General features: G+C 59.9%; 15 protein-coding genes. 12 read left to right on the top strand and 3 right to left on the bottom strand.

The window, feature by feature from the left end; all coding sequences use genetic code 11:
* The 5 genes from nuoN to RSB01_RS11165 all read left to right on the top strand — a co-directional run.
* The coding region (gene nuoN, locus RSB01_RS11185; RefSeq protein WP_332625486.1) for an NADH-quinone oxidoreductase subunit NuoN at positions 1–1,164 on the top strand (1,164 nt) is incomplete at its 5' end.
* A 9-nt stretch (positions 1,165–1,173) separates the two neighbouring features.
* A complete protein-coding gene (locus tag RSB01_RS11180) occupies positions 1,174–1,917 on the top strand; it encodes a biotin--[acetyl-CoA-carboxylase] ligase (RefSeq protein ID WP_332620126.1) in 744 nt (247 codons plus the stop codon).
* Positions 1,914–2,720: a type III pantothenate kinase gene (locus RSB01_RS11175; RefSeq protein ID WP_332591208.1), complete on the top strand. Its 807-nt coding sequence runs from the start codon at positions 1,914–1,916 to the stop codon at positions 2,718–2,720. Before RSB01_RS11180 ends, RSB01_RS11175 begins: the two co-directional genes overlap by 4 nt.
* 7 nt (positions 2,721–2,727) lie before the next feature.
* Positions 2,728–4,401, top strand: a complete 1,674-nt coding sequence (locus RSB01_RS11170) for a ribonuclease J (protein WP_332591200.1) — start codon at positions 2,728–2,730, stop codon at positions 4,399–4,401.
* On the top strand, positions 4,401–4,739 hold the full coding sequence (locus RSB01_RS11165) for a DUF3088 family protein (protein WP_312812855.1): 339 nt from the start codon (positions 4,401–4,403) through the stop codon (positions 4,737–4,739). The genes RSB01_RS11170 and RSB01_RS11165 overlap by 1 nt, the downstream gene beginning before the upstream one ends.
* A 9-nt stretch (positions 4,740–4,748) precedes the next feature.
* Here the strand turns inward: RSB01_RS11165 and RSB01_RS11160 are convergent, their stop codons facing one another.
* A complete protein-coding gene (locus RSB01_RS11160; RefSeq protein WP_332591201.1) occupies positions 4,749–5,105 on the bottom strand; it encodes an isomerase in 357 nt (118 codons plus the stop codon).
* An 85-nt stretch (positions 5,106–5,190) separates the two neighbouring features.
* On the opposite strand from RSB01_RS11160, the gene RSB01_RS11155 reads away from it, so the two are divergent.
* From RSB01_RS11155 to argC, 7 genes are all read left to right on the top strand, one after another.
* Positions 5,191–5,463 (top strand): DUF1467 family protein, encoded by a 273-nt coding sequence (locus RSB01_RS11155; RefSeq protein WP_332591202.1) that lies wholly within the window; start codon positions 5,191–5,193, stop codon positions 5,461–5,463.
* Positions 5,464–5,555: 92 nt separating this feature from the next.
* On the top strand, positions 5,556–6,872 hold the full coding sequence (locus RSB01_RS11150) for a proline--tRNA ligase (RefSeq protein ID WP_332591203.1): 1,317 nt from the start codon (positions 5,556–5,558) through the stop codon (positions 6,870–6,872).
* Positions 6,869–8,197: a lipoprotein-releasing ABC transporter permease subunit gene (locus RSB01_RS11145; RefSeq protein WP_332625485.1), complete on the top strand. Its 1,329-nt coding sequence runs from the start codon at positions 6,869–6,871 to the stop codon at positions 8,195–8,197. The genes RSB01_RS11150 and RSB01_RS11145 overlap by 4 nt, the downstream gene beginning before the upstream one ends.
* Entirely contained in the window at positions 8,190–8,933 is a 744-nt protein-coding gene (locus tag RSB01_RS11140) for an ABC transporter ATP-binding protein (protein ID WP_332591205.1), read from the top strand. The genes RSB01_RS11145 and RSB01_RS11140 overlap by 8 nt, the downstream gene beginning before the upstream one ends.
* 191 nt (positions 8,934–9,124) lie before the next feature.
* Entirely contained in the window at positions 9,125–9,601 is a 477-nt protein-coding gene (gene rplM, locus RSB01_RS11135; RefSeq protein WP_167177349.1) for a 50S ribosomal protein L13, read from the top strand.
* A 2-nt stretch (positions 9,602–9,603) separates the two neighbouring features.
* Positions 9,604–10,089, top strand: coding sequence for a 30S ribosomal protein S9 (gene rpsI / locus RSB01_RS11130; RefSeq protein WP_332625484.1), 486 nt, complete (start codon positions 9,604–9,606; stop codon positions 10,087–10,089).
* Positions 10,090–10,220: 131 nt separating this feature from the next.
* The gene (gene argC / locus RSB01_RS11125; protein WP_332625483.1) at positions 10,221–11,156 is read left to right on the top strand and encodes an N-acetyl-gamma-glutamyl-phosphate reductase; all 936 of its coding nucleotides are present in this window, start codon (positions 10,221–10,223) and stop codon (positions 11,154–11,156) included.
* An 84-nt stretch (positions 11,157–11,240) separates the two neighbouring features.
* On the opposite strand, the gene cobS is transcribed toward argC, so the two are convergent.
* Complete coding sequence (cobS, locus tag RSB01_RS11120; protein WP_332591807.1) at positions 11,241–12,242, bottom strand: cobaltochelatase subunit CobS; 1,002 nt, start codon at positions 12,240–12,242, stop codon at positions 11,241–11,243.
* A gap of 73 nt (positions 12,243–12,315) precedes the next feature.
* Positions 12,316–12,445 (bottom strand): DnaJ domain-containing protein (locus RSB01_RS11115; protein ID WP_332620755.1); only part of this gene is annotated, 130 nt, incomplete at its 5' end.

Genomic DNA, 12,445 nt, shown 5'->3' with positions numbered 1-12,445 from the left:
TGGATTCACCGCAACGGCATCGCCAAGTTCGAGTACCCCGTCCTGATCGTGCTGGCCTCGGTCGGCATGTCTATGATGGCCTCGTCGGGCGACCTGATCTCGCTCTACATCGGCATCGAGATGCACTCGCTGGCTCTGTACGTCCTGGCCGCTTACCGTCGCGACAGCCTTGTCGCTTCGGAAGCGGGCCTGAAGTACTTTGTACTGGGCGCGCTGTCCTCGGGTATCCTGCTTTATGGTGCCAGCCTGATTTACGGTTTCGCCGGCTCGATGAAGTTCGACGAAATCGCCGCCTTTGCCTCGAACAATCCGGGTCCGGGTCTGATCTTCGGCATGGTGTTCCTGATCGCCGGTCTGGCGTTCAAGGTTTCGGCAGCGCCGTTCCACATGTGGACGCCTGACGTCTATCAGGGCGCTCCGACCCCGGTTGTGGCTCTGTTCGCCACGGCTCCGAAGGTCGCGGCCATGATCCTGATCGCGCGCGTTCTGATCGATGGCTTCAACCTTGCGCACTTCCAGTGGGCACAGGTCATCATCCTGATCTCGCTGATCTCGTTTGCAGTGGGTGCCTTCGGCGGCCTGATGCAAAAAGACATCCAGCGCCTGCTGGCCTATTCGTCGATCATCAACATCGGTTATGCGCTGCTGGGTATCGCATCGGGCACCGAGCTTGGTGTTCAGGCGATGCTGATGTTCATGACCCTGTATGTCATCGACCAGTTCGGCTTCTTCGCTATCCTGCTGTCGCTGAGCCGTAATGGCCGTCCGATCCGCAATATTTCGGACCTTGCCGGTCTGAAACAGGAGCGTCCGGTTACGGCGATTGCGCTGACCCTTCTGGCTCTGTCGGCTGTCGGTATTCCGCCGCTGTCGGGCTTCTGGGGCAAGTTCTACGTGTTCGGTGCGGCGGCTGATGCCGGCTACTGGATGGCGGGTGCCGCAGGTCTGGTCGCTTCGGTTGTCGCAGCCTTCTATTACCTGCGTATCATCAAGGTCATGTGGTTCGACGCTCCGGCAACGGAAGTGAAGACCGACAAGGCTCCGCTGGAAGCCCAGTGGATCGGTTGGGCGGCTGCGGCCTTTGCCTTCCCGGTTGTGATCATTGCTCTGGCTTGGTTGGAGCCGCTCACCAAGGCTGCGGCCGCTGGTGTAGGCGTAGGTTAAGGAGCCTTGGTGGCTCCGGTTCTGATCCTAAGGGAGACCGACTCGACCAACCTCGAAGCACGAAGACGTGCAGAGGAGGGCGAGTTCGGTCCCCTGTGGATTGCAGCCAAACACCAAACAGCCGGTCGCGCCCGCAGGGGGCGCGGCTGGGATCTGGATACGGGCAATCTGGCCCAGACCCTGCTTCTCAAGCTCGACAAGACACCCTTTGAAGCCTCGCAGCTGACCTTTGTCGCTGCGCTTGCGGTCTATGATCTTGTCGCCCGCTATGTTCCCCCCAGTTTGCTGACGATCAAATGGCCCAATGACGTCCTGCTGGACGGCAAGAAGGTCAGCGGCATCTTGTTGGAAAGCGGATCGGCCCCAGAGGGTGGTTTGTGGCTCGCTGTCGGTATTGGCGTAAATCTTCAAGCGGCACCGACAGGCACCGAGCGTCCGGCCACATGCGTTGCCGATCATCTGGGGACAGGTCACATCTTTGCCCCCACGATTGAAGAGGCGGGTCAGGCACTGGCCGAGAGCTTCGATCACTGGTTGGTTCAGTGGCAGACGCAGGGCTTTGAAGGGGTTCGTCAGGCATGGGTGTCACGCACGCCCGGACTGTTTGGCCCCTGTATTGCCCGATTGCCGAATGAAACTCTGGAAGGGACCGCCAACGGCATAGAGCCGGATGGTTCTTTGCGGCTAAAGCTGGCAGACGGCAGCGTGCGGATAATATCGGCAGGCGATGTGTTTTTCGGAGAGAACGTCTGATGCTGCTGGCGATTGAACAGGGCAACACCAATACGCTGTTCGCTGTCCATGACGGGCAGGAATGGATCGCCCAGTGGCGCACAGCCACCGAGGCGTCACGGACGGCTGATGAATATGCGGTCTGGCTGCACCAGTTGTTCGAGTTGATGGGTGCCAAGACGGGCAAGCGCGTCGCCATGACGGATATGGACGGCTGCATTATTTCGTCGGTCGTGCCCCAGTCGATCTTCAATCTGCGCAACCTGTCGCGCCGCTATCTTGAGGTCGAGCCTCTGGTCATCGGCGAGAATGCCGAACTGGGTATCGAGGTGCGTATCCCTAAACCCAGCGAGGCGGGGGCTGACCGTCTGGTCAATGCCATCGGTGCGCTGACGACCTATTGCGGCGACCTGCTGTTGATCGACAGTGGTACAGCCACCACATTCGATATCGTATCGGCTGGTGACACTCCGGGGGCGGGAGCCTTCGAGGGTGGGGTTATCGCGCCGGGTATAAATCTTTCCGTGCAGGCTCTGCACGAAGCGGCAGCGAAACTGCCGCGTATTGCCATTCAACGGCCCTCCGTCGTGATTGGACGTGACACCGTAACCTCGATGCAATCGGGGGTTTTCTGGGGCTATGTGGGCCTCATTGACGGGTTAGTCACCAAGATCAAGGCCGAGTGGGGACGTCCGATGACCGTCGTAGGAACCGGCGGCGTCGCGTCTCTGTTCGAGGGGGCCAGTACCACAATCGACCGGTTTGATCCGGATCTGACCATCCGCGGCCTTTTGGAAATCTGGCGGCGGAACAACCTCCGTTAAGGACTGTATGACTAACGAAACTCAAAACGAACTCGTCTTCCTGCCGCTTGGCGGGTCAAACGAGGTGGGCATGAACCTCAATGCCTATGGCTTTGGTCCCGAGCATGACCGCAAATGGATCATCGTCGATGTCGGCGTGACCTTTGGTGACCAGTCCACGCCCGGCGTGGATGTGATTGTACCTGATCCGTCTTTCCTTGAAGGCGAGAATATTCTCGGCATCGTGCTGACCCACGCCCACGAGGATCATATCGGTGCGCTTGGCTGGCTGTTCGACCGCATCAAGGCTCCGCTTTATGCGACGCCGTTCACGGCGTTCCTGATCCGTGAAAAACTGCGCGATCACAATCTGGCCGAAGACGTCGAACTGAACGAGATCGCTCTGGGCGGTACGGTCAATCTTGACCCGTTCGAAGTGACCTATGTGACCATCACCCACTCGATTGCCGAACCGAACGGTCTGGCCATCAAGACCCCGCTTGGCACGGTTCTGCACACGGGCGACTGGAAGATCGACGACGAGCCGGTTGTTGGTGACAAGACCGACGTAGCTGCCATCACCAAGCTGGGTGACGAAGGCGTGCTGGCTATGGTGTGCGATTCTACGAACGTGTTCGTAGAGGGCACAGCCGGTTCCGAAGGCGAAGTGGCCAAGCACTTGTCCGCTTTGATCGCGCCGCTGAAAGGCCGTGTCGCTGTCGGCTGCTTTGCCTCCAACGTCGCCCGTATGGATAGCGTGATCCGCGCTGCCGAGGCCGCCGGTCGCCGCGTGGCGCTGGCCGGTCGTTCGATGCACCGCATCACGGCTGCTGCCAAGTCGGTTGGAATGCTGACGGATGTGCAGCCGTTCCTGTCGGAAGAAGAGGCCAAGATCTGGCCCGCCGACAAGATCCTGTATCTGTGCACCGGATCGCAAGGCGAAGCGCGCGCGGCCCTGTCGCGCGTGGCCGAAGGGACCCATCCCTTCATCAAGCTGGCACAGGGCGACCACTGCATCTTCTCGTCGCGCGTCATTCCGGGCAACGAACTGCCGATCGCGCGTCTGCAAGACAAGCTGGCGGACCGTGGTGTGCAAATCTACACCGAAAAGGGTCATCCGGGCATTCACGTCTCTGGCCACCCGTGCCGTGACGAACTGCGCCAGATGTATGCCTGGGCGCGTCCCAAGATCGCTGTTCCGACCCATGGTCAGCGCCGACACCTGATCGAGCATGGTCATCTGGCCAAGGCGATCGGCATCGAGCAGGTGGTTACGCCGCGCAATGGCGACATGGTGCGTCTGGCCCCCGGTCATGCTGCGATCATCGACGAAGTGCCCGCGGGCCGTCTGTTCGTGGATGGCGGTATTCTGGTCGAGGAACAGGGCGAAGCCCTTCGCGAGCGCAGACACGCGGCCAGCAACGGTATGCTGATCGTGGCCTTTGCGCTGGATCGCCGTGGCAAGATGGTCAGCGACATCGACATCCGTTCGGTAGGCCTGCCCGGCAATAAGGATCGTCCGCTGGAAGAAGTGCTGGATGATCTGGCCGAGCGTGTCGAGGACACGGTTCGTGGCCTTAAGGGCGATGCTCTCGACGACGAGATCGCTATCGAGCAAGCCGTCGCCCGCACACTGAAAAAGGCCTCGCAAAAGGTCTGGGGCCGTCGCCCCATCGTTGAAACTGTAGTTCTGAGGCTGTGATGGCGGACCGTCTTTATCTCTTGAACCCCGACTGGTTCGACGATCAGGGCGGTCCCTGGTACTGCCCGCCGGGCGCGGTGATCGAAGGGGTTTTGAACCTCTATCCGCGCTTGAAAGACGTGACAGAGGTGATCCGTGTGGATCACCCGCGTCCGCGTGCGGCTGTTGTGGCTGTGGTGGGGGAGGCTGACCAGTCATGCCCCATGCTGGTGCTCGATGGCCAGTTTGACTGGCCTGACGCTCTGGTCAGTGCGGAAACGGGCGCGCGCTATCTGAAGGATGAAGCCATCCTTCCGTATTGGGCGGCCCGTTACGGTATCGGCCGCCCGCATCCGTAAATCTCAGGATTAGCCCAGCGAAACCTTGCGGTAGTTGGGCTTGTCCAGATTACCGATCTCGACACTGATCTGGCGCGGTCCGTCATACTGCGTCAGATGTTTCAGCAAGGCCTGCTGTACGGCTTCGACCAGAGCGGTCTTTTGCTCCTGTGTGCGGCCGCTGAGGATACGCAGGTCACAGTGGACCATGGCCTGTTCAGGCGCACCATCGGCAATAATCAGGTTTTCGACGCGCACAATGCGTGTCTTGCAGGCCTGAATCGTGGCACCAACATGGGTGACGCAGAGCTGGTGGATTTCCAGTGCCAGTGCACGATAATCGGCTGTGTCGAAATGGGTGGAGTGTTCCAGCGTAATCTGTGGCATGACGGTCCCTTGACTGAGGTGACCCGTCTTAGGCCCATGCTGGGGATGCGTCACCCGTGGCGATTGTCTATGAGGGATTAAGTCTATGCCGTTGGGTCCGTTTACCCTTGTCGCTATCTATCTGACGGCATGGTGGATTGTGCTGTTTATGATCCTGCCGCTGGGTATGAGCAGCCAGATTGGCGCACCGCCAACCGATGGCAGCCAGTGGGGCGCGCCGGAGAATCCCAATCTGAAGAAGAAATTCATCACGACGACCTGGGTCGCGGCCATTGTTTGGGTGCTGATCGTCGGCGTGGTGTGGTCGGGTATCATTCCGGTTCCGCAGATTAATCCGGAACAACTTCCGGCTTTGTAATCGCTTAGAATGCCATTTTTCCGCCTGCGTGCGTTGCCATGCCAAAGGCCCAAGGGCTAATCACGCGGACTAGATTTAGGAAAGCCTACCCCATGCGTCTGTCGCGCTATTTTCTGCCGACCCTCAAGGAAGCCCCCTCCGACGCCCAGATCGTGTCGCATCAACTGATGCTGCGCGCGGGCATGATCAAGCAGGAAGCCGCGGGCATCTATGCCTGGCTGCCGCTGGGTCTGCGCGTGCTGCGCAAGATCGAGAACATCGTGCGCGAGGAGCAAACCCGCGCCGGTGCGGTCGAGCTGCTGATGCCGACTCTGCAACTGGCGGACCTGTGGCGCGAGTCGGGCCGCTATGATGCCTATGGTCCGGAGATGCTGCGCATCACCGACCGTCACGAGCGCGAGTTGCTGTACGGGCCGACCAACGAGGAAATGGTCACGGATATCTTCCGTGGCTATGTGAAATCCTACAAGGCTCTGCCGCTTAACCTGTTCCACATCCAGTGGAAGTTCCGCGACGAGCGCCGTCCTCGCTTTGGCGTGATGCGCGGCCGCGAGTTTCTGATGAAGGACGCCTATTCGTTCGACATCGACGAAGCGTCCGCCCGCATCGCCTATAAGCGGATGTTCGCCGCCTATCTGAACACCTTCTCGCGTCTGGGCCTCAAGGCTGTGCCGATGCGTGCCGACACCGGCCCGATTGGCGGCGACCTGTCGCACGAGTTCATCGTTCTGGCCGATACCGGCGAGAGCGAGGTCTTCTGTGACCGCAAGCTGGTCGAAATGGCCCCTCCGGGTCACGACCTCAGCGTCGAGCAACTGGAAGGCGTGTTCAACGAGCGCACCGCCCTTTATGCCGCCACCGAAGAAATGCACGACGCGGCCCAGTTCGAGGCCCAGACCGACGAGGGCGACCGCCTGTCGGCGCGCGGCATCGAGGTTGGTCACATCTTCTACTTCGGCACCAAATACTCGGCCCCGATGAAGGCCAAGGTTGCAGGTCCGGATGGTAAGGACACCGAGGTCCATATGGGCTCGTACGGCGTCGGCGTCTCGCGTCTGCTGGGCGCGATCATCGAAGCCAGTCACGACGACAGCGGCATTATCTGGCCGGATTCGGTCGCACCATTCGATGTGTCGGTCATCTCGCTGCGCGCCAGTGACGAAGCCGTGTCTGCCGCCTGTGAAGAGGCGGTCAAGCGCCTCGAAGCGGCGGGCAAGGACGTGCTTTATGATGACACCGACGAGCGTCCGGGTGGCAAGTTCGCCACCGCTGACCTGATCGGTGTGCCGTGGCAACTGGTTATCGGCCCGAAAGGTCTGGCCGATGGCGTGGTTGAACTGAAACGACGTGCGACGGGTGAAAAGCAAACCCTGTCGCTGGATGCCGCTGTGGAGCTGCTTACGAAATGACCGAACAAGCGACCGGATCCGCTCCGTCGCCGGCCACCGCCGCCAGTCCTGGCAAGCCGTCCGGCCCGTTTTCCTCTTGGGAGATCGGGCTGGCACTCCGCTACCTGCGTGCCAAACGCAAGGAAGGCGGGGTGGCCCTGATCGCCGTCATCAGCTTCGTCGGCATTATGCTGGCTGTGGCTGTGCTGATTTCGGTCATGAGTATCATGGCCGGATTCCGCGGTACGCTGATGGACCGGATACTGTCGTTTAACGGGCATATGTATGTGCAGGGGCCCGTTCTATGGGCCGCTGATCGCGACGCCACGGTCAAGCGCATGTCCGATCTGCCCGGTGTGGCATCGGTCAGTCCCTATACCGAGAACGCAGCCATGTTCCGCGTGGCGGGCATGGCGACCGGCGGTATTGTGCGCGGCGTTCGCCCACAAGACCTCGCAGCCAGCAAATACATCTTCGAGAGCCTGACCGAAGAGGCCAAGGCCAATTTCGGTAAGGGTGAATGGGGCGGCGATAACGTTCTGATCGGCAAGACGCTGGCCAATGAAATGGGTCTGCGCGTCGGTGACCCGATTTCGCTCTATTCTCCGACCGGTGCCGACAGTGCGTTCGGCAATCTGGGCGGGCTGGAGAAAACCTATATCGTCGGTGGCATCTATACGTCCGGCGCATCCGACTATGACCGCGCCTATGTCTTTATGCCGCTGGAACAGGCGCAACTGTTCTTTGGCAAGGACGGCCTGTGGGATGTGATCGAACTCAAGGTCGATGAACCTGACAAGGTCGAGCAGATGGTCGGGCCGGTGTCTCAGGTCGCGGGGCCGGGGGCTGTAGTTACCGACTGGCGTAATCGTCAGGCTGCGATCTGGGGAGCCCTCAAGGTCGAGCGCGTGGCCATGAGCATCATCCTTGGCATGGTGGTCGCCATCGCGGCGATGAACATCATCAGCGGCATCGTCATGCTGGTGAAGAACAAGACGCGCGACATCGCCATCTTGCGCACCATCGGGGCCAGCCAGTCCTCAATCTTGCGTATCTTCTTCATGTCGGGTGCAGCGATCGGCATCGGCGGCACGATTGCGGGTCTGACGCTTGGGCTGTTGTTCTGCCTGAATATTGGCTCGATCCAACACTTCCTCGAAGCCTTGCTGGGCGTTCAGCTGTTTAATGCCGACGTCTATATGCTGGATTCCATTCCGGCAGATGTGGACCCGCTGGATGTGATGTGGGTGGCTGTGTTCTCGTTCTTTATGAGCTGCCTCGCCAGCTTGCCGCCGTCGTGGAATGCGTCGCGGATCGATCCGGTGGAGGCTCTACGCTTTGAATAGGTTGCTGAAGAAAAAGACCGTATCGGCACCGGTGGCAGGGGCTCCGACCCTGTCGCTGCGTGGCGTGACACGCACCTACAAGACCGGACAGGGTGGCCTGACGGTGCTCAAGGGCGTCGATCTGGATATTATGCCGGGCGAGGTTGTCGGTCTGATCGGGCCGTCGGGTTCGGGCAAGTCGTCGCTGCTTCATGCTGCTGGCTTGCTTGAGCACCCGACCACGGGTCAGGTGATGATCGATGGCGAGGATGTAGGGTCACTGGACGAGCGCGCCCGCACGCGCATTCGTCTTCGCCGCATCGGCTTTGTGTACCAGTTCCACCATTTGCTGCCGGAGTTCGACGCCCGCGATAATGTGGCCTTGCCCATGCGTATTGCTGGACTGGGCGAGACAGAAGCGCGCCAACGTGCCACCGAGATGCTGGCGGCACTGGGACTGGGCGAGCGTGTAACCCATCAGCCAGCCCAGCTTTCGGGTGGCGAGCAGCAACGGGTGGCCATTGCACGGGCATTGGCCAACAGCCCGCGCCTGTTGCTGGCTGACGAACCGACGGGCAATCTTGACCCAACCACCAGCCAGACTGTGTTCGAGGCCTTGCGTCGCTTGGCCAAGGAGGAGGGCGTCGCGGCCCTCATTGCCACACACAATATGGAACTGGCCGGCCACATGGATCGTGTCTTCGCTCTGAAGGACGGTCATCTGGTCGAGCGTAAGCCGGAAAGCCACGTCTGGTAGTGCGTATGGTATTTTAATACCAATCATCGGGTATTTTAATACCAATGCAAATTACTACAATAAAATCAGTATCTTACTTATTTTTCCACAAATGTACTGACATTGACCTTTGGCGCGAGGCACCTTATCAAGCCCGCCAATGTCCAGTCCCTTCGGGGTGCGGACTGTTTTTTGTCTTTAGGACCCTCACTATGCTGAAGAGCACTACGGCTGCACAAAAGCCGGCTGAGGTCGAAAAGAAGTGGATCCATATCGACGCTGAAGGCGTCGTTGTGGGCCGTCTCGCGACCTTTATCGCTAACCGCCTGCGCGGTAAGCACCTGCCGACCTACACCCCGCACGTTGACATGGGCGACTACGTCGTCGTCACCAACGTGGACAAGGTGGTGTTCACCGGTAAGAAGAACACCGACAAAGTTTACTACCGTCACACCGGCCACCCGGGTGGCATCAAGTCGACGACTCCGGAAAAGGTCCTGAACGGCCGTTTCCCGGAACGCGTCCTTGAAAAGGCCGTTGAGCGCATGCTGCCGAAGGAGTCCCCGCTGGCTCGCGCGCAGATGACTCACCTGCGTCTGTTTGCGGGTTCGGAACACGATCACGCAGCCCAACAGCCGACCACCATCGACTTCGCGTCGATGTCGGCCAAGAACACCCGGAGCGCCTGATCATGACTGACGCGATTCAAGAAACCGCAGAAGGCTTTGACGCTCTGAAGGGCCTCGGCACTGTTGCTGAAGCCGTTGTTGCTGAGCCGCAAATCGATGCACTGGGCCGTTCGTACTCGACCGGCAAGCGTAAGAACGCTATCGCCCGCGTTTGGGTGAAGCGCGGCACCGGCAAGATCACCGTCAACGGCAAAGAGCTGAACGCCTACTTCGCGCGTCCGGTTCTGCAAATGATGGTGGCTCAGCCGCTGACCGTTTCGGACCGTACGACCCAGTACGACGTCGTCTGCACCGTCACCGGTTCGGGCCTGTCGGGTCAAGCTGGTGCAATCCGCCACGGCCTGTCGCATGCTCTGACCCACTACGAGCCGGAACTGCGCAAGGTTCTGAAGCCGCACGGCTTCCTGACCCGCGACAGCCGCGTCGTTGAACGTAAGAAGTACGGCCGCGCGAAAGCACGTCGTAGCTTCCAGTTCTCGAAGCGCTAATCGCTTTACCGCGATCGGTATCTGGAAAGGGCGTCGTGGAGAAATCCACGGCGCTCTTTTCTTTTGCGAGAGTGGCCTGACCGGATTATTGAAACGCAGCCGGATGTTTCCGGCTCAGGAATTAGAGTGCATTGACCCATACAATCTACATTGACGGCGAGGCCGGTACGACCGGTCTGGAAATCCGCGAACGCCTTGAGGCGCGCAATGACCTGCAACTGTTGTTGCTGGGTGACCGACGCCGTGATGTGGAAGCCCGACGCGAAGCCTTGAACAGTGCAGACGCCGTCATCCTGTGCCTGCCGGATGATGCGGCCCGCGAGGCGGTGTCGATGATCGAAAACCCGAAGGTACGGGTGATTGATGCCTCGACCGCCTATCGGGTTGATCCGTCATGGACCTATGGCTTTGCTGAAATGCATGCTGGCCAGCGTGAGGCGATTGCGAAATCGACCCGCGTGTCTAACCCCGGTTGCTATCCCACCGGCTTTATTGCGCTGGTTCGGCCTCTGGTGGCTGCGGGGCTGATCCCTGCGAGCCTTCCGGTTTCGGTCAATGCGGTGTCGGGTTATTCGGGCGGCGGCAAGTCGATGATTGCCGAGTTCGAGGAGCAGGGGGCATCTACAGCCTTCCGCGCCTATGGCTTGTCGCTACAGCACAAGCATGTGCCGGAAATGACCCAGCATACGGGGCTGAGCCTGCCTGTGCTGTTCTCGCCTGCGGTGGGCAATTATCGTCAGGGCATGCTGGTCGAGGTGCCGCTGCACTTGTCGGCCCTGCCTGAAACGCCGTCGGTTGAGCGTATCCATGGCGCGTTGGTCGAGGCCTATGCGGGCCAGCGTTTCGTCGAGGTCGCCGATCTGGAAGTGACCGAGGCCATGACGGGGATCGAACCTGAAGCCCTGAACGGTACCAACACCGTGCGTCTGCATGTGTTCGGTGATCGCGGTGGCGAACAGGTGCGACTGGTGGCCATGCTGGATAATCTGGGCAAGGGCGCTTCTGGCGCGGCGGTTCAAAACCTGAACATCATGCTGGGCCTGGACGAGGCCACAGGTCTTAAATAATTTTGGCCTAAAATAATTCGGTCCTGAAATAGAAAAGCCCCCGACCATAGATCGGGGGCTTTTTGTATCCGGTAGGTGAAGAGCTTAGCCCACCTTCACGCGCACGGCCGATTCCGGCAGGTCTTCGCCAAAGGCGCGCTGATAGAATTCGGCGATGGTCGGACGTTCCAGTTCGTCGCACTTGTTCAGGAAGGTCAGGCGGAAGGCCAGACCGATATCGCCGAAAATCTCGACGTTTTGAGCCCAGGTGATGACGGTACGCGGCGACATAACGGTGGAGATGTCACCGTTCATGAAGGCGTTGCGGGTCATGTCGGCGACGCGGACCATGGCGGCAATCTTGCGGCGGCCTTCTTCGTCGGCCCATTGCGGCACCTTGGCGGCGACGATTTCGGCTTCTACGTCATGATCCAGATAGTTCAGCGTGGTGACGATGTTCCAGCGGTCGAGCTGGGCCTGATTGATCTGTTGTGCGCCGTGGTACAGGCCCGTTGTATCGCCCAGACCGACGGTGTTGGCCGTCGCGAACAGGCGGAAATACGGGTTCGGACGAATGACGCGGTTCTGGTCCAGCAGGGTCAGGGCACCCTGAGCCTCGAGGACGCGCTGGATCACGAACATGACATCGGGACGACCGGCATCATATTCGTCGAACACCAGCGCAACGGGGCGTTGCAGCGCCCAAGGCAGGATACCTTCGCGGAATTCGGTAATCTGCTTGCCGTCTTTCAGGACGATGGCGTCCTTGCCGATCAGGTCGATCCGGCTGACGTGGCTGTCGAGGTTGATACGCACCAGCGGCCAGTTGAGACGGGCAGCGACCTGTTCGATATGGGTCGACTTGCCGGTGCCATGATAGCCCTGAACCAGCACACGACGATCGAACGCAAACCCTGCACAGATGGCAATCGTGGTTTGCGGATCGAATTGATAGCTGGGGTCGATCTCGGGAACGTGGCTGTCACGCTCGTCGAACATCGGCACTTCCATATGGGAATCAATGCCAAAGACCTCGCGCAGGGTCACCTTGCGGTGCGGTGCGAGGGTCAGCAGGGGATCGGTGGCAACAGCGAGCGGAGAGGTCATGCTAGTCCCATAAGGCGGGGAAGGTGGTGGCTCAATGGCCAACCTGATAACAGAGGCGACAACAGTTCGTGGATCAGGCGTATCCGGCTTTTTTCAAAGATTTGTAGGCCTTGATGACGTTTTGCAGCTTGGTTTCTGTGGCGCGATCACCCGCATTCATATCGGGGTGGAAGCGTTTCAGCAGCTCGTGGTAGCGCGCCTTG

Source organism: Brevundimonas sp. (assembly GCF_036659295.1).
Lineage (GTDB): Bacteria > Pseudomonadota > Alphaproteobacteria > Caulobacterales > Caulobacteraceae > Brevundimonas.
The sequence above is the reverse complement of the archived record's forward strand: the minus strand, read 5'-3'. Positions and strand labels throughout refer to the sequence as shown.